General features: G+C 65.3%; 17 protein-coding genes and 1 pseudogene. 5 read left to right on the top strand and 13 right to left on the bottom strand.

From position 1 onward, the window contains the following. Positions 1-98 precede the first annotated feature (98 nt). The 3 genes from KVG96_RS11180 to KVG96_RS11170 form a co-directional block, all read right to left on the bottom strand. Positions 99-659 (bottom strand): TetR/AcrR family transcriptional regulator, encoded by a 561-nt coding sequence (locus KVG96_RS11180; protein ID WP_217892114.1) that lies wholly within the window; start codon positions 657-659, stop codon positions 99-101. Between the two features lie 137 nt (positions 660-796). Next, complete coding sequence (locus tag KVG96_RS11175; RefSeq protein WP_217892113.1) at positions 797-1,675, bottom strand: alpha/beta hydrolase family protein; 879 nt, start codon at positions 1,673-1,675, stop codon at positions 797-799. 38 nt (positions 1,676-1,713) lie between these two features. Further along, positions 1,714-2,511, bottom strand: coding sequence for a crotonase/enoyl-CoA hydratase family protein (locus tag KVG96_RS11170; protein WP_217892112.1), 798 nt, complete (start codon positions 2,509-2,511; stop codon positions 1,714-1,716). Between the two features lie 150 nt (positions 2,512-2,661). On the opposite strand from KVG96_RS11170, the gene KVG96_RS11165 reads away from it, so the two are divergent. Further along, positions 2,662-3,255, top strand: coding sequence for a TetR/AcrR family transcriptional regulator (locus tag KVG96_RS11165; RefSeq protein ID WP_217892111.1), 594 nt, complete (start codon positions 2,662-2,664; stop codon positions 3,253-3,255). Here the strand turns inward: KVG96_RS11165 and KVG96_RS11160 are convergent. Further along, positions 3,225-3,320 (bottom strand): annotated as a pseudogene (locus KVG96_RS11160) (RcnB family protein); the annotation flags it as partial. The gene KVG96_RS11165 and the pseudogene KVG96_RS11160 overlap by 31 nt on opposite strands. A 98-nt stretch (positions 3,321-3,418) precedes the next feature. Here KVG96_RS11160 and KVG96_RS11155 point away from each other — a divergent pair. Together KVG96_RS11155 and KVG96_RS11150 are read left to right on the top strand one after the other, a co-directional pair. Continuing rightward, positions 3,419-4,114, top strand: a complete 696-nt coding sequence (locus KVG96_RS11155; RefSeq protein ID WP_302471299.1) for a tRNA (adenine(22)-N(1))-methyltransferase — start codon at positions 3,419-3,421, stop codon at positions 4,112-4,114. A 76-nt stretch (positions 4,115-4,190) separates the two neighbouring features. Beyond that, positions 4,191-4,877 carry a phytanoyl-CoA dioxygenase family protein gene (locus tag KVG96_RS11150; protein ID WP_217892109.1) on the top strand — a complete coding sequence of 229 codons (687 nt, stop codon included), beginning with the start codon at positions 4,191-4,193 and terminating at the stop codon, positions 4,875-4,877. Positions 4,878-4,900: 23 nt separating this feature from the next. Here KVG96_RS11150 and KVG96_RS11145 read toward each other — a convergent pair whose 3' ends face one another. Next, entirely contained in the window at positions 4,901-7,027 is a 2,127-nt protein-coding gene (locus KVG96_RS11145; protein ID WP_217892107.1) for a TonB-dependent receptor family protein, read from the bottom strand. A 105-nt stretch (positions 7,028-7,132) separates the two neighbouring features. Then, positions 7,133-7,408, bottom strand: coding sequence for a hypothetical protein (locus tag KVG96_RS11140; protein WP_217892105.1), 276 nt, complete (start codon positions 7,406-7,408; stop codon positions 7,133-7,135). A 146-nt stretch (positions 7,409-7,554) separates the two neighbouring features. On the opposite strand from KVG96_RS11140, the gene KVG96_RS11135 reads away from it, so the two are divergent. After that, on the top strand, positions 7,555-8,016 hold the full coding sequence (locus KVG96_RS11135) for a VOC family protein (RefSeq protein ID WP_217892104.1): 462 nt from the start codon (positions 7,555-7,557) through the stop codon (positions 8,014-8,016). A gap of 60 nt (positions 8,017-8,076) precedes the next feature. Here the strand turns inward: KVG96_RS11135 and fusA are convergent, their stop codons facing one another. The 7 genes from fusA to KVG96_RS11100 all read right to left on the bottom strand — a co-directional run bounded on the left by fusA (position 8,077) and on the right by KVG96_RS11100 (position 15,461). Next, positions 8,077-10,212: an elongation factor G gene (gene fusA, locus KVG96_RS11130; RefSeq protein WP_217892103.1), complete on the bottom strand. Its 2,136-nt coding sequence runs from the start codon at positions 10,210-10,212 to the stop codon at positions 8,077-8,079. A gap of 243 nt (positions 10,213-10,455) precedes the next feature. Next, positions 10,456-11,079, bottom strand: a complete 624-nt coding sequence (locus KVG96_RS11125) for a LysE family translocator (protein ID WP_217892101.1) — start codon at positions 11,077-11,079, stop codon at positions 10,456-10,458. 107 nt (positions 11,080-11,186) lie between these two features. Further along, complete coding sequence (locus KVG96_RS11120) at positions 11,187-11,594, bottom strand: DUF2000 family protein (protein WP_217892100.1); 408 nt, start codon at positions 11,592-11,594, stop codon at positions 11,187-11,189. 32 nt (positions 11,595-11,626) lie between these two features. Further along, positions 11,627-12,502 (bottom strand): AraC family transcriptional regulator, encoded by an 876-nt coding sequence (locus tag KVG96_RS11115; RefSeq protein WP_217892099.1) that lies wholly within the window; start codon positions 12,500-12,502, stop codon positions 11,627-11,629. A 99-nt stretch (positions 12,503-12,601) separates the two neighbouring features. Beyond that, entirely contained in the window at positions 12,602-13,540 is a 939-nt protein-coding gene (locus KVG96_RS11110; RefSeq protein WP_217892097.1) for an AraC family transcriptional regulator, read from the bottom strand. A gap of 22 nt (positions 13,541-13,562) precedes the next feature. Beyond that, the gene (locus tag KVG96_RS11105) at positions 13,563-14,396 is read right to left on the bottom strand and encodes an oxidoreductase (RefSeq protein WP_217892096.1); all 834 of its coding nucleotides are present in this window, start codon (positions 14,394-14,396) and stop codon (positions 13,563-13,565) included. A gap of 147 nt (positions 14,397-14,543) precedes the next feature. After that, positions 14,544-15,461 carry a hypothetical protein gene (locus KVG96_RS11100; RefSeq protein ID WP_217892094.1) on the bottom strand — a complete coding sequence of 306 codons (918 nt, stop codon included), beginning with the start codon at positions 15,459-15,461 and terminating at the stop codon, positions 14,544-14,546. A gap of 215 nt (positions 15,462-15,676) precedes the next feature. Here KVG96_RS11100 and KVG96_RS11095 point away from each other — a divergent pair, with 215 nt between their 5' ends. Then, positions 15,677-16,132: an SLATT domain-containing protein gene (locus KVG96_RS11095; protein ID WP_217892093.1), complete on the top strand. Its 456-nt coding sequence runs from the start codon at positions 15,677-15,679 to the stop codon at positions 16,130-16,132. The last annotated feature ends 15 nt before the right edge of the window (positions 16,133-16,147 follow it).

Raw genomic sequence — 16,147 nt, 5'->3', positions numbered from 1 at the left:
CACGTTGCGTGCTCCTTGGGTTGGAAGCTTCGACCCGCTCGCCCCGCACCCTTTGGGTCGCGGGGCTTTTTTATGCGCAGCGTCCTGCGGCGGGCGGGTTATTCCGGGCGGGGGGCGGAGGCGGCGCCTTGCAGGAACATCAGTTCCAGCACATGGGCCGAGTTGGCGCTGGCGGCGCGCCCGCGGCGTTCGGCGTCGACCATGCCGAAGATCATGGTCAGGAACAGTTCGGTGAACACCGCCGCCGTGATGTCGATGCGGAACGCGCCCAGTTGCTGGCCGCGCAGGAAAAACGCATCCAGCGCGTCGGCATAGGGTTGCCAGCGCTCGTCGCCGCCGTTGAGCGTGTCGGGACGGTACTGGAACAGCAGGAACGCCAGCATCTCGCGATGGGCCAGGTGTTCGTTGATCAGGCTGCGCAGCGCCGCCAGGGGCTCGCCGTGCACCAGGTCCGTGGTGCCGACGATCTGGTTGAGCACGGTTTCGCCGTGGTTTTCCATGATCAGCACCAGGTTGTCGCGGGTGCCGCAGAAGCGGTGCAGGGTGGCCTTGCTGACGCCGGCGGCCTCGGCCAGCTCCTTGAGCGTCGCCCGCGGGCGATCGACGATGGCCAGTGCCAGCGCCTTGATGAGTCGTTCGTCGTGAGGAGTCAGGGACATCAGGGGTCTCGGTGGTGTTTCGAATGCCTGCCATTGTGCAGAAAAAGCGCGGGGGTTCAATGAAAAGGGCCTTCGCGATGGCGTTTGCCGTGCGCAAGAAGGCTGCGCCGATGCGCAATGGCGATGGCCGGAACGGGTCAATGGTCTTGCAGCCAGCGCAGGATATCGTCCCAAAGCGGTTGCGATCCGTCCCGGAAATAGCCCATGTGCCCGTAGGGGGCGGTGCCGGCGGGCGGCGTCAGGTCGGGGGTGGTCAGCGGCGCGTTGCGGTAGGCCTGGGCGAAGGCGTCGCGCGAGCGTGGAGGCGCCCAAGGATCGTCCACCGAGGTGGCGAACACGCACGGCGTCGTGACGTCGGCGTACAGCGCTTGGAGGTGGGCCATGGCAGGGTCGTCGAAGTAGTAATGCGGAAACCGGCACCAACGTTTCCAGGCCTGGTAGACGCCCAGCGGCAGGTCGTCGCCCATGCCCAGCACGCTCCAGGCCATGTAGCCCTTGCAGGCGACGATGGCCGGCAGCACCAGTGTCCAGAGCAGGCGCGTCTTCAGCGCTTCGGCCCTGGACATCCAGCCGCTCCACCCGGCGCCGGCGCCCAGCGAATAGCAAGCGGTCAGCGCCCGGTGGTTGGGCAGCAGGCCGATGGCGTGGCCGCCGAACGAGTGGCCGACCCAGTACAGCGGCTGTGTTTGCCCGTCGAACAGATCCACGGCGGCGGCCAGGTCTTGGCTGGCCCAGTCCAGGTAGGCCATCTCGAAGCCCTTGAGCGAAGCCGGTTTCGACTCGCCGATGCCCCGGTAATCGAGGGTCAGGACGTTGAATCCCTGCTGCGCCGCGTGTTCGGCAAAGCGCCGGTAGAAACGCTGTTGGACGCCAGTGGCGCCCGCCACGATCAGATTGCCTTTGGCGGTGCCGGACGCCCGGTAGAGCAGGGCACCGAGCCGGTAGCCGTCACGGGCGACCAGCGCAACCTTTTGCGTCTGCACCGGGTTGATGAAGGGAGAGGCGAGGGTGTTCATCGTCGGGTTCGCTTGTTCAGTGGGAGAGGGACAAATCATCAACGGCCCGTGAAGCACGGATCGCGCTTTTGCATCATCGCCATGACGCCCTCGCGCACGTCCTCGCTCTTGATCAGCGCCAGGAGTTGTTCGTTGAGTGTCGACAGGGCGGCGCCGTCGCCTTCGTCCTGGGCCAGGAAGGCCGATTGCAAGGTGGCCCGGATCGCCAGCGGTGCAGCCTTGGCGATGCGTTCAGCGTATTCGAGGGCACGGGGCAGCGCCTGGCCGGGAACGACCACTTCGCTCAGCAGGCGCATCTCCAGGGCCTGCGCGGCGTCGAACGCTTCGCCGGTGAGCATGTAGCGCATGGCCGCGGCCCAGCCGGCGGCGCGGGTGAAACGCACGGTGGAGCCGCCGGCCGGCGAAATGCCGCGCAGGACTTCCAGGTGCGCGAACCGCGCGTTGTCGGCGGCGACGGCGATGTCGGCATTGAGCATCAACTCGATGCCGGCGGTCCAGCAGGTGCCTTCGACGGCCACCACCATCGGTTTGCGGCGCCGCGGCGCCGAGACTCCCCAGGGATCGATGCCGTCTTCGGGGTAACGGAAGCTGCCGGAGGCGAGCTTCGGCGTGAGTTCCATCAGGTCGAGCCCGGCGGTGAAATGCTCGCCGTGGGCAAACAGCACGGCGCAGCGCAATTGTTCGTCACGTTCGTACTCGCCGATGGCCAGTGACAGGTCGGTCAGCAGCGCGCTGTCGAAGGCGTTGCGTTTGCCGGCCCGGTCCAGACCGATCAGCATCAGGTGTCCGCGCCGTTCCCGGGTCACCCGGCCTGCACCGCTGTTGGCTTCAGTCATGTCGTTTGCTCCTGCGTTTCGATGGTTGGCCACTTACTGACCGTTTGTTTGGTAAGTCGAAAACTAAACGAACGGTTGGTTACCGTCAAATTGAGCAGGGCAGGCTTATGTCATAGAATCAGCGCCAGTGATCCTGATCAGGAATTCCCCGTGCGACCGTTGAAAATCCCCCGAGAGGAACTGCTGCTGCGCTGCGCCGGCACGTTCAAGCGCCTGGGCTACCACGGCACCACCATGGACGTGCTCGCCGCCGCCTGCGGATTCACCAAGGCGTCGTTCTATCACCATTACCCGAACAAGGAATCGCTGCTGCGCGACGTGCTGGAGTGGACGCACCAGGGCATCCGCCAGATGCTGTTCGCCGTGGCCTACGATGAGAAGCTCAGCCCCCAAGAGCGTCTGGGCAAGATGGGGCGCAAGGCGGCGAGGCTGTTTCAGGACGACTCCATCGGTTGCCTGATGGGCGTGGTGGCGGTGGATGCGACTTACGGCAAAAACGAGCTGATGGTGCCGATCCGCGCGTTCTTCGATGAATGGGCCAAGGCCTTCGCGCATTTGCTCGCGGGGCGCCTGGACGAAGCGCAAGCGTTGCAGACCGCCCGGCAGTGGGTGGCGGATTACGAGGGGGCGATCCTGTTGGCGCGGGTCTACGGCGATGCGTCCTATATCGACGCCGTCACCCGCCGGGCACAGACCTGTCTTGAGGCCGGCGCTCAATCCAGCACGTCGTGCAGCACCTCGTAGATCAGGCCTGTGGCAATCGTCACCAGCAGCAGGTCGGTGCCTGCCTGTTGCCATTCATAGCCATCGGTTCCGTCGCCGGGATTTGAAATGTACGACGCGGCCCGACACAATCGCGTCCCGATCGGGCCGCCGGGCCGATTCCGCTGGTGAACAGGAACCGCCGTTGAACGAACAGACATTGTCCATGCGCCTTGAACGCGTCGCCGCCCAGGTGCCCCAAGGTGCACGCCTGGCCGACATCGGCTCGGACCACGGCTACCTGCCGGTGGCGCTGATGCGCCGTGGCGCGATTGCGGCGGCGGTGGCCGGCGAAGTGGCGCGCACGCCGTTCCATGCCGCCGAACGCACCGTGCGCGACAACGGCCTGGACGAATCCATCACCGTGCGCCTGGCCAACGGCCTGGAGGCCATCGAACCGAACGACGGCATCACCGCAATCAGCCTGTGCGGCATGGGCGGGGAGACGATCCGCGACATCCTCGACAGCGGCAAGGCGCGGCTGAACGGCCGGGAGCGCCTGATCCTGCAGCCCAACGGCGGCGAAGAGCCGTTGCGGCTGTGGCTGATGGACAACGGCTACCGGATCCTTCACGAAGAAGTGCTGCGGGAAAACCGCTTCGACTACGAAATCATCGTCGCCGAACGCGGCGAAGCACCGGCCTACAGTGACCGGGAGCTGTACTTCGGCCCGTTGCAGATGCAGGCCCGCAGCCCGGCCTTCCTGGACAAATGGCAGCGCACGCTGCGGCGCCGGCAACAGACCCTGAGCCACTTCGCCCGGGCTCGCCAGTCGGTGCCCGAAGAGAAGACCGGGGAAATCGAACGGCAGGCGCGCTGGATTGCCGAACTGCTGGCATAGGCTGGCGCTCGACGTGGGGGTTGGCGCAGCTACGCTGGTTCACTGAGCCCATTGAACGAAAGGATTCGAGCACGCCATGACCGACCGCGAGCAACTCCACCAGAACGGTTATGTCCTGCTCCGTCGGGCGATCCCCGGTGAATGGCTGGACGAACTGCGCGCCACGTTCGACGCGCAGGTGAGGCCTTCGGAGCAATGGCCCGTGCCCCGCGGCTGGGACTGGCGGCATTCGCTGCTCGATGACGACCCGACGGTCCTGGCCGTGTGCCGTCTGCCGGCGGTGCTGGCGGCGGCGGGAGCGTTGATCGCCGAGCGGTTCTTCCTTTCGCAGGTCGAGGGGCGCGAGCCGCTGGCCGGCGGCGGCCATCAAGTGCTGCACCGCGACCTCTCGGCGCAGAGGCCGGGTGACCGGGTGAACGCGCTGGCCTTCCTGGATGACTACGGGCATGAGAACGGGGCCACGCGGATCGTCCCCGGCAGCCACCGGCCCGAACCTGGCGCGGCGCCGTTCGACTTCAGCGACGAGTCGCGGTCGCTGCAACTGTGCGGCAGCGCCGGCGACATGCTGGTGTTCGATGCCGACCTGGTGCACGCCGGCAGCCTGAACGTGACGGGCGCACGCCGCCGCACGCTGTTGATCGGCTATTGCGCCGAAGTCCTCTACGCGTCCCACCTCGCCACGGCGCCCTTGCGCAATGTCCGGATGGACACGTCGGAGCGGTTCGATCCTGCGGGTTTTGCGGCGGCGAGCCGTTACCCCTAGGCATTGCGCGACCCCGCCAGACCTCAGCGCAGGCTCCACGACACTCCGACATACATCGCCATCCCTTCGCCCGGCGTGGAGCGCGCCACGTCCAGACCCTTGTCGTCGTAGCCCGGCGTGACCGTGGCGGCGTAGCGCTTGTCGGTCAGGTTGCGCAGGTCAAGCCAGGTCTGCCAGTCGCCCTTGGGCGCGTTGTAGCCCACGGTGGCGCCGAAGATCGCGTACGGGTCGGCGTAATAGCTGTTGGCGTAGTCCACGGCAACCTTCGAGGCCCACTGGGTGTTGACGCCGGCGAAGAAGCCCTGCGGCCAGTCGTAGCGCAGTTCGCCCTGGTAGAAGTGCATCGGCAGGCCCGGCAGGCGGTTGTCGCCGAAACGGTCGTCGTCGCGGTAGTGGAAGTCGCTGAAGGTGTAGCTCTGGCGCAGGCTCAACCGGCCACCGTCGGCGGCCGTCCACAGGTCGCTCAGCATACCGGCTTCCACCCCTTGGTGCACGGTGGGGCTGGCGTTGAGTTCGTAAGGGGTGGTGGCGTTGGCGTCCGGCAGCACCGACAGCAGTTCGTGGCGCACCTGGGCGTAGTACCAGGCTAGGCTCCACTGGCCGATGGCGGCGTCGCCCCGGCCGCCCAGCTCAAGGGTGGTGGCGGTCTGGTTCTGCAGCTTGACCGGGTCGCGCTGGGCGCCGGTGGCCACGCCGCTGCCGGCGGGGAAGCGCACGTTGGAACTGTAGATCAGCGACCACGGGTGCGGCGCCTCGACCGAACGGCTGAGGTTGCCGAACAGTTGCAGGTCGGGCGTCAGCTGGTAGCGCAGGCCGATGCGCGGGGCGTAGTCCCAGTCGCCGAGGCTGGTCTTGCCGCCGCCGTCGGGGTAGGTCACGGCGCTTTCGCGGCGGGTGTAGATGGCGGCCAGGCCGGTGGTCAGCCACAGGTCGTCGGCGATCTCCAGGTCGTTGCCGGCGTGCAGCACGGTGTCCGAGCCCTGGTAGGTGAAGTCGCGGATATGGGTGCCCGGCGCGTAGCCGGCGGTGTTGCCGGTGGGGATGCGCACCAGTTCGGTGGCGCCGGCGTTGGGCAGGTGCTTGGTCACACGCAGGCCCACGTTGCTGCGGCTTTCCAGGCCCCAGAGGGTGTCGCGGCGCTTGTAGTCAAGCGTGCCGCTGACGTCGGTGTACGCCACCTTCAGGCGGTTGGGGCCTTCGCGCAGGTCCATCGGGTAGTCGTGATAGACCAGACCGGTCTGCAGGCTCGAATCGTCGTCGATGTACCAGGTGGTCTTGTTGCCGAAGAACGTGCTGCCCGGTTCGTCGCGGCTGTCGTTGCGGGTCACGTAGGCCGGGTTGGCGGCGCGCGGGTCGTGCTCTATGGCGTGCCTGGTCACCCGGCCGGCGAGGTCGTTGTCGGTCTCGCGGTGACGCAGATAGATACGGGTCTCCAGGTTCGGGCTGAACCGGTAGCCGACGTTGGCGATGACACCCTGGCTCTTGCTGGCGGTGTGGTCCTGATAGCCGTCGGACTGCGCGCCGGTCACCGCCATGTAGTAATCCAGGTTGCCCAGCACCTGCCCGGAGCTGACCTGGCGCTGGATGTAGCCATGGCTGCCCATGGCATAGCGCACCTGCAGCAGCGGCGAGTCGTAGCCGGTGTGGCTGACGTAATCGATGGCGCCGCCCAGCGCCAGGGCGCCCCGGTCGAAACCGTTGGCGCCGCGCAGCACTTCCACATGATCCAGCCACAGCGGCTCCAGCAACTCATAGGGCGTGCCGCCGGGGCCGGTCAGCGGCAGGCCGTCGAGCATCGCGTACAGCCCCGAAGCGTGGGCCCCCGGTGCGCGGTTGATGCCGGAGCCGCGGATCGACACCTTGACCCCTTCGTTGCCCGAAGACTGGGCGTAGATCCCTGGCTGGTAGGCCAGCACGTCCTGGTTGCTGGCCACCCGGCCCTGCAACGGGCGCCGCGCATCGACGACGTTGGTTCCGCCGGGCACCTCGGCCAGCCGGGCCTTGGCGTCCTCCACCGATTGGTCCTCGCCGCTGCGGTCTTCGGCGCCGATCACCACCTGGCCCAGTTCCATCCCCTCGGCGTCGGCCATGGCCGGACAGACGAGGGCCAGGCCCAGCAAAGCGGTGGGCAGGGATTTGGGCGAGGGCATCGGGGCAACTCCAGGCAAGACGAACGGGCAGGGAACAGTGCGACGCCCTTAAGAACGAAGGAAACACATGGGGATTTTGCTTTTTCGGTCAGAGGGCGGAAGCGCTCAGTCCTTGCAACCGGCCAGCACCACCTGGCAGGTGTCCGGCGTGCCGCCGGAGCGGCCGGCATAACGCATGCAGTTGGCCATGGATTTCTGCCGAGCCATGCTCAAGGTGTCGCCCCAGGCCAGGCCGCCTTCGCCCAACGTGGGCAGGGCCTTGGCGTAGCAGTTGGAGCCGGTCTGGGCGGCGGCGTAGCGGATGTTGGCCTTTTTGTCGGAGCAGCCTGCGGCCAGCGCGAGCGTGACGGCGAGCAGGGTCAGCAGGGTGGCGGTGTTCATGGTGGGCCGGCTCCTGGGGCAAGAGGCTGGCGGCGTCCATGCGGGTTCGGGTTCAGTGAGCATAGTGGCTGTTGCGCCGGACCGTGGATCCGTTCGCCGGGATTCTGTACAACGTCAGCTTCACGCCACTGCGCAGGGAGCAGCCCTTGGATCTCAAGTTCAGCCACATCGATGTGCTCGTCGCCGACCTCGACGAAGCCTGCCGCTATTACGCCAAGGTCTTCAACGCCCGCATCTCCAAGACTCTCGACTGGCAGCGCGGCGGCCTGCACGTGCGCTATGCGGTCGTGCGGTTCGGCAGCGAACGCCTGATGCTGGTGCAGCCGTTCGCCGGCAACCTCAAAGACCTGATGGACGCCAAGGGCGAGGGCACGATCTACCGCCACTGCTATTCCACGCCGGACATCGAGGCGGCCTACGATGAACTGGTCGCCAGCGGCGTGCAGCCGGAGGACGAGAACGGCCGGCCGCTGACCCGCGACAACCTCCAGTCGCCGAGCGGGACGCGGATCCTCTGGCTGCCGAAACGCTTCGGGCAGTTTTCGATTGAGTTGCTGGAGGAGAGGGAACTGGAGGCGTTCATCGAGCAGGCGTTCGCCGAGCCGTGAGGGAAGGCCGGGCATGAAAAAGCCGGAGCTCCCTTTCAGGAGGCTCCGGCTTGGGTCACATCAGGCTCCGCCTTGTTTCTTCACCAGCGTTTCGACGATGTTCGGCGGCGCTTCGGCGTACTTGGAGAACTCCATCGAGTAGCTCGCACGCCCCTGGGACATCGAGCGCACGTCCGTCGCATAACCGAACATCTCGCCCAGCGGCACCTCGGCGCGGATGATCTTGCCGGACACCGAGTCTTCCATGCCCTGGATCAGGCCGCGACGCCGGTTCAGGTCGCCCATCACGTCACCCATGTAGTCCTCGGGGGTGACCACTTCAACCTTCATGATCGGCTCCAGCACCACGCCGCCGCCTTTCTGGGCCAGTTGCTTGGTGGCCATGGAGGCCGCGACCTTGAACGCCATCTCGTTGGAGTCGACGTCGTGGTACGAGCCGTCGAACACCGTTGCCTTCAGGCCGATCAGCGGATAGCCGGCGACCACGCCGTTCTTCATCTGCTCCTCGATGCCTTTCTGGATCGCCGGGATGTACTCCTTCGGCACCACGCCGCCGACCACTTCGTTGGTGAACGCCAGGCCTTCGGTGATGTTGCCTTTCTCATCCACGTCCGGCTGCGAGAAGCGGATCCAGCAGTGACCGAACTGACCCCGGCCGCCGGACTGGCGGACGAACTTGCCTTCGATCTCGACGTTGTTCTTGGTGATCTTCTCGCGGTACGACACCTGCGGCTTGCCGATGTTGGCCTCGACGTTGAACTCGCGCTTCATGCGGTCGACGAGGATGTCCAGGTGCAGCTCGCCCATGCCGGAGATGATCGTCTGGCCGGTCTCTTCGTCGGTCTTGACGCGGAACGACGGGTCTTCCTGGGCCAGCTTGCCCAGGGCGATGCCCATCTTTTCCTGGTCCTGCTTGGTCTTGGGCTCCACGGCCACCGAAATCACCGGCTCAGGGAAGTCCATGCGCTCCAGGATGATCGGTTTGTCGATGTCGCACAGGGTGTCCCCGGTGGTGACGTCCTTCATGCCGATCAGCGCGGCGATGTCGCCGGCGCGCACTTCCTTGATCTCGTCGCGCTGGTTGGCGTGCATCTGCACCATCCGGCCGACGCGCTCTTTCTTGCCCTTGACCGAGTTGATCACCGAGTCGCCCGAGCTCAAGAAACCCGAGTAGACCCGCACAAACGTCAGCGTGCCCACGAACGGGTCGGTGGCGATCTTGAACGCCAGCGCCGAGAACGGTTCGTCGTCGTCCGCGTGGCGTTCGTCGATGATCTCGTTGTCGTCGGTGCTGTCCGGGTGATGGCCCTTGATCGACGGAATCTCGATGGGCGCCGGCAAATAGTCGATCACCGCGTCGAGCACCAGCGGGACGCCCTTGTTCTTGAACGACGAGCCGCACACCGCCGGCACGATCTCGCTGGCCAGGGTGCGGGCGCGCAGGCCGGCCTTGATCTCTTCGGGAGACAGGTCGCCTTCGTCCAGGTACTTGTTCATCAGCTCTTCGTTGGCTTCGGCGGCGGCCTCGACCATGTTGTTGCGCCACTCGTTGGCCAGCTCCACCATATCGGGCGGAATCTCTTCCTCGCGGTAGGTGGTGCCCTTGTCGTCATCGTTCCAGTAGATGGCCTTCATCTTGATCAGGTCGATCTGGCCCTGGAAGTTCTCTTCCGCGCCGATGGCCAGCTGCACCGGCACCGGGGTGTGGCCCAGGCGGTTCTTGATCTGGCCGACGACGCGCAGGAAGTCCGCGCCGGCGCGGTCCATCTTGTTCACGTAGACCACACGCGGCACATGGTACTTGTTGGCCTGGCGCCACACGGTCTCGGATTGCGGCTCGACGCCGGAGGTGCCGCAGAACACCACGACCGCGCCGTCGAGCACCCGCAGCGAACGCTCCACTTCAATGGTGAAGTCCACGTGGCCGGGGGTGTCGATGATGTTGACGCGGTAGTTGTCGTACTGGCCGCGCGAACCTTTCCAGAACGTGGTCACGGCGGCGGACGTGATGGTGATGCCGCGTTCCTGTTCCTGCACCATCCAGTCGGTGGTGGCGGCACCGTCGTGCACCTCACCCATCTTGTGGCTCAGACCCGTGTAGAACAGGATCCGCTCTGTGGTGGTGGTCTTGCCCGCGTCAACGTGGGCGACGATGCCCAGGTTGCGGTAGCGGTTGATGGGGGTCGTGCGTGCCATGGTGTTCTCCTCGAAACAGTGTTCATGGGATACCGGTTGCTCGATCTTAGAAGCTCGACGAGCAAGCAACCACCCCCAGATGGAGGGTCTCGGCACAAATTGCAAGGGGCCCTCGCTCATTGGCTGGTATAGATCCGGAATGGACGGCTGCCAACACCGGCGGGCAAAAAATCGGCCCGCCCGACGAGCGCAGCGGGCGGGCCTGACCAGCGGTCGGTCGGACAGGTCACACAAGGATCGCGATCAGCCCATCGGCAGCTCCCGGTACAGCAGCGAGGCGGCCAGCACCAGCATGATCACCCCGGACACCCGGCCGATCAGCCGCGCCGCATCGGGCCGCGTCCGCAGCGTGCGTTCTGCGCCCAACCCCACCAGCGTGTAGATGACCGAGCAACTGGCGGTGTAGACCAGGCCCAGGGCCAGCAACTGCGCAGGGACGCCCCAACTGGCCTGGGCGGACGTCCACGGCGGCAGGAACGCGACGAAGAACAGCAGCCCCTTGGGGTTGAGGCCGCTGACCAGGGTGCCCTTTACGTACCAGTCCATCCCGCGCCGTGCGCCGGTCGCGTCGTCCACTTTGATGGAGGCCGGCGGGCTGCGCAGCATGCCGACCCCCAGCCAGCACAGGTACAGGGCGCCGGCGATGGACAGCGCCGTCAGCAGGCTGGGGTTGGCCGCCACCAGCACGCCCAGGCCGGCGGCGACCACCACGGTCAGCACGGTGTAGCCGGTCAGGAGGCCAAGCACGGCGGGAATGACGCCTTGGCCGCGCACTCCGGCGGAAATCGCATAGGCCCAGTCGGCGCCGGGCACGATCACGAACACCAGGGCGAAGGCCCAGAAGCCGAGCAAGGTCGAGGCGCTCATCGGCGCGCACCGCGTCGGCGGAGGTTGAAGGGGGCGGGGCGTCGGTCTGCCGCAACAAAAGGATCGAACATCGTTGAACACCGTTTGAAAGGTCGCAAGGGAAGGGCTCAGGCGTGCAGCGACAGGCCTTTGATGGCCTTGTCCACGGCTTTTTTCGAGCCGCGCAGGACGATCCCGACCAGGTCCAGGTTGTGCGGATCCTGCGCCCGGAACACCTCGCGGTTGGCTTCGTCGAAACCGGTGGAGAACATCGGGAACACATAGGGCAGCAGGGTGAGCTCGCGCTCAAGGCCGATGCGGTGGGCCTTTTGCAGGCCGGCCAGATCCCCTTCGAACACCAGCATCGGCTGGCCGGCCATGTTGCCGTAGCGGTGGCCGTTGGCGTCGATGTAGGGCTGGCCCATGATGTCGGGTGCGGCCGAGGCGATGCCGGTGGCGAGAAACGCCACGACGTTCATCCGCTGCCAGGCGGCCAGGTCGTTGCGCACGATGAAGGCGATTTTGGTATCGAACATGAGTGGAAGGCTCCGTCAGTCTGGAGCCTGCATCATGGAAGGCGGGCGGTTTCCCGGTCTGTAAGGTTTGTGCACTGGCGCTGATAGCCGGCCGGGGTGAGCCGGTAGGCACGGCGGAACCACAGCCCCAAATGGCTTTGGTCAGCGAAGCCCACGGCGGCGGCCACGTCTACCGGCGCCTGGCCGCTGGCCAGGAGAATGCGCGCGGCCCGCAAGCGCAGCCGCACCAGATAGGCGTGGGGCGTCTGGCCGAAGGCGCGCTTGAACTGGCGGGTCAGACGGAAACGGTCGATCCCCGAATGCATCGCCAGTTCGTCCAGGCCGATGTCGTCGGACAGGTGGGCGTGCAGGTATTCCCGGGCCCGCTGCATTTCAAAGTCGGCATCGGCCTTGCCGGAAGGCGTCGGCCGGTAGATGTGCCGGGCCAGCATGCCGATCAGGTGATCCAGGCTTTGGTCCCGGGCCAGCCGGCCTTCCTCATTGTGGATGGCCAGGAACGCTTGCTGGATCGAGGCGCTGAGCTGCGAGTCGTCGGCCAGGGTGCTGCGGAACGCCGCTTCCAAAGCCGAAGCATCGCCCAGGCCGAGGCGGTCGGTCATGCCTGCGACCCACGTCTGCGGCAGGTACAGCATCGCGTAGGTGAAGCCTTCCGGCTCCGGCGCATGGCCGTCATGCACCGCGCCGGGCTCGATCAGGATCGAACGGCCCGGCGTGCTGGTGTGCAGCGAACGGTGGCAACTGAAGCGCTGCACGCCTTGCTGGGTCACGCCCACCAGCATCTCGTCGTGGTCGTGGGGCTCGTAGGCGTGGCCCTGAAAGTGCGCATGCACGCTTTCGATGCCGGTGTCCCGGTCGCGGCGGATGTTGATCCAGTCGTTGGCGCTCGGGTCGTGGGTGGAGGAGGTCATCGCGAAACTGCCTGGTTGCCGGACGCTCCACCTTGATGAGAATCCGGCGAGGTTGCAAGTCCGTTGCGCGCGCAGGCAGGCATTTCGCGGGACTGGTCTCTAGTGCGACGACACATAGATCGAAGGCGAAACGGGCGCCGGCAGCGCATACGTCGCTTTCATCCATTGGATCTCGGCCAGCGGCGTCCTGCCGAAGAAGCGCTTGAACTCGCGGCTGAACTGCGAGGCGCTTTCGTAGCCGACGGCGAAAGCCGCCGCCGACGCGGTCATGGTGTGGCGCAGCATCAGCAGCCGTGCCTGATGCAGGCGCGTGGACTTGAGGTACTGCATGGGCGAGGCGTCCGTGACGTTGCGAAAGTGCAGGTGGAAGTTGGGCACGCTCATGCTCGCTTCCCGGGCGAGTCGCTCGACGTCCAGATGCTGCGGGTAGCAGGCGTGGATCATGCGGATCGCACGGGTCACCTTGCCGAAATGCCCCTGGCGCTCGAGCGCCGCGCGCATCGAGCCGCCTTGGGCGCCGGTGAGGATGCGGTAGTAGATCTCCCGCACCAGCGAGGGCCCCAGAATCAAAGCCTCGCCCGGCACGCTCATGGCCTCCAGGAAACGCAGCGTCGAGGCGTGCAGCGAATCGTCCATCGGCGAGGCGTACATGCCTTTGGGCGGCGCCTGGCTCGGGCCGTGCACCTCGTCCACCTGCTGCATCAGCTCGCTGGCCAGGCGCAGATCCAGGCGCATGTAGACCGCCAGCATCGGTTCCTCTTCGCTGGCGTCGGTCTCCATGGTGAAGGGCACCGGCACGGACACGACCAGGTAGTGGCTGGCGTCGTAGACATACACTTCGTCGCCCAGATACCCGCGCTTGCGCCCCTGGCACAGGATCACGATGCCGGGGTCGTACAGCACCGGCGTGCGGGTCAGCGGCCGGTTCGAGCGCAGGAAACGCACGTCATCCAGCGCGCTGAGGTTGTAGCCTTCGACCGGAGCCAGTTTCTCCATGAGCCGCACCATGTGCCGGGTGTCTGCATCGTGCGGGGTCATGGGCGGACCTCCTGCCGTGGGGTCAATGGTCGGTGGAGCGGGTCAGGGCTTCCCATCGGTCGATCTCGTCGGCGGTGCGCTTGAGCTTGTCGCGCACCAGGTTCAGGGCGTCGCTGCCCAGCAGCAGGTGGGCCGGCGGCGTCGGTTCGTCGATGACCTGCAACATTGCTTGCGCGGCTTTTTGCGGGTCGCCGAGCTGCTTGCCGCTCTTGTCTTCGCGGGCCTTGCGGACCGGGTCGAAGCTGGCGTCGTAGTCGGCGATGCTGCGCGGCGTGCGCCGCATCGAGCGGCCGGCCCAGTCCGTGCGGAACGAGCCGGGCGCCACGGCGGTGACGAAGATGCCGAACGGGCGCAGTTCCTGGCTCAGGGTATCGGAGATGCCTTCGAGCGCAAACTTGCTGGCGCAGTAATAGGCGATGCCCGGCATCGTGATCGTGCCGCCCATGGAGGTGATGTTGAGGATGCGCCCGGCGCGGCGTTGGCGGAAGCAGGGCAGGAACGCCTGGGTCACCGCCACGGCGCCGAACACGTTGACGTCGAACTGACGGCGCATCTCCTCCAGCGGCGACTCCTCGAAGACGCCTTCGTGGCCGTAGCCGGCGTTGTTGACCAACACATCGACCGGGCCGAAGGCGGTTTCGGTCTCGGCGACGACGGCGTCGATCCGGTCGAAGTCGGTGACATCCAGGATCACGCCATGGGCATTGCCCGGCGACAGGGCCTCGAAGGCCTGCAAGTCCGCCTCGCGGCGCACGGTACCGATGACACGGTGGCCGGCGGCAAGCGCTTCCTTGGCCAGCGCATGGCCGAAGCCGCTGCTGGCGCCGGTGATGAAGAGGGTTTTGGTGACTGGCATGGTAGGGCTCCGGTGTGTTGGCGTGGAGCCCATGGTAGGGAATGAGGCAAGAGTGACCTATGCCGGTTTGTCTTTGAGGGTTGCCTATTCCTATCAGTGGCTGGCATCGCCAGGGCAGGCAAGGGCAGCTCGCCGGGACTTTAAGCGCTAAAGATTGCCTTCAGCGATTTTGGCGTCCGGCGCGATCTTCGCCGTGCGCTCGATGATGATCGAGTCGTTCGGGATCTCCAGCCGGGTCGCCGTGTCGGGAGTGCGCATTTCGATGAGCGTGGTGTTGCCGACGCCCCTGAAGATCACAGTGGCCTTTTCGAAGGTCTTGAAGTTGTCGATCTTTGACTCTTTCGGGTTCGGCAGCAGGTTGGAGTAGGGGGCCTTCACCAGGATGGTCGCGTGGTCGATGCGGATCTTTGCGAAGGTCATGGCCAACTGCAACAGATCGGATGTCACGCCGCCCATCAAAATCGGGACGACCAATATGATGCCCGCCAGGATGGCCCTGGATTTCCTGAGGTGGTGCAAGTCGGGTGAAGGCTGGTTTTCTTGCGGATCAGGCTCGGCCTGAAGTTTTGCCAGCCGCATCTTCTCGTTCTGCTCCACGAGCGCCGCATACATGATGCATTGGAACAACGGCAGCACGATCAGGGGCAGGTGATCGATCAGGCTCCGTCGCGCCAGGAAATAGATGATGGCCAGTCCGCAGAACCCGAAGAACACCGCCGGGAACCCGATCTTCTGCCGCGTGACGGGCGAAGCGATCTTCTGCTCCCTGAATACGTTCACGACCCGGACGGCCAGCCTCACGGCGGGTGCGAGGATCGGCGACAGCAGAATCCCGACCGCCGTGATGGAGATCGAGAAGTACAGGCAGACGATGCCGAAGGAAAACGCCGACACCAGAAACAGCAATCCATCGCCCAGGGAGACGCCTTGGGGGTAATGCCCGTTCATCAGCAGATAACCGACGATGGAGCCGCCGCCCACCAGAAGCCCCACTTTTGCCGAGAGCGAGAGCAACTTCATGGCGGTGTCGATTTGTCTTCCAAGATCCGTTGATGCGTCCTTCATCGTGGGGTTCCTGATGGTGTGGGCTTGGATCTTCCATCGTCGAGCGGGGGGCAGCGTTCCAGTCTTTCAACGCTGTCTCAGGTGTGAACTATAGTCGCTCGGGCCGTTAGCCTCAGCCAGAAATCGTTTAGGCACAGAGCAGGCCGAAGTCTGGCCTATGCTTCAGCTTGCGTTGGATTCATCGCCGTGCCGGAACTCATCAAGGGACCTGAGAAATGAAGAATCCGTCGATAGACCACAAGTTTTATGCGCAACTCCAGCGAGACATAGACAGGATCGACAGCAAGGCTGACACCTACAGGCTGGTCTATTACTCATTCCGGATAGGCCTGATCCTTGTGGCATCCGCGGTGACGCTGGTGTCCGGCTGGACTGACGCCGAACCCGATGCCCCGACCGTGAATTGGCTGCTGATCTTGGGCGTTGCGACGACCGTCATTACGGCGATGGACACGTTGTTCGGGGTCGAGACCAAAAAGAATACGTACCGGTTGATGCTCGTCGAACTGAGAGAGATCAGAAGCGAATTCGTGTTCTATTTCGACCATCAACGATCCGATCTGGAGGCGGTGCTTCGGGACAGGCTGTTTCCCAAATACCAGACCATAAAGGCGTACGCCAAAGCGTTGGTCGAGCAGGAGCGCGAAAAGGAAATCCCTGCAAAGCCATAGCGGACGACATTTGCG

This window comes from Pseudomonas ekonensis, from assembly GCF_019145435.1.
GTDB classification, from domain to species: Bacteria; Pseudomonadota; Gammaproteobacteria; order Pseudomonadales; family Pseudomonadaceae; genus Aquipseudomonas; species Aquipseudomonas ekonensis.
This window is presented reverse-complemented; position numbering and strand designations above follow the sequence as displayed.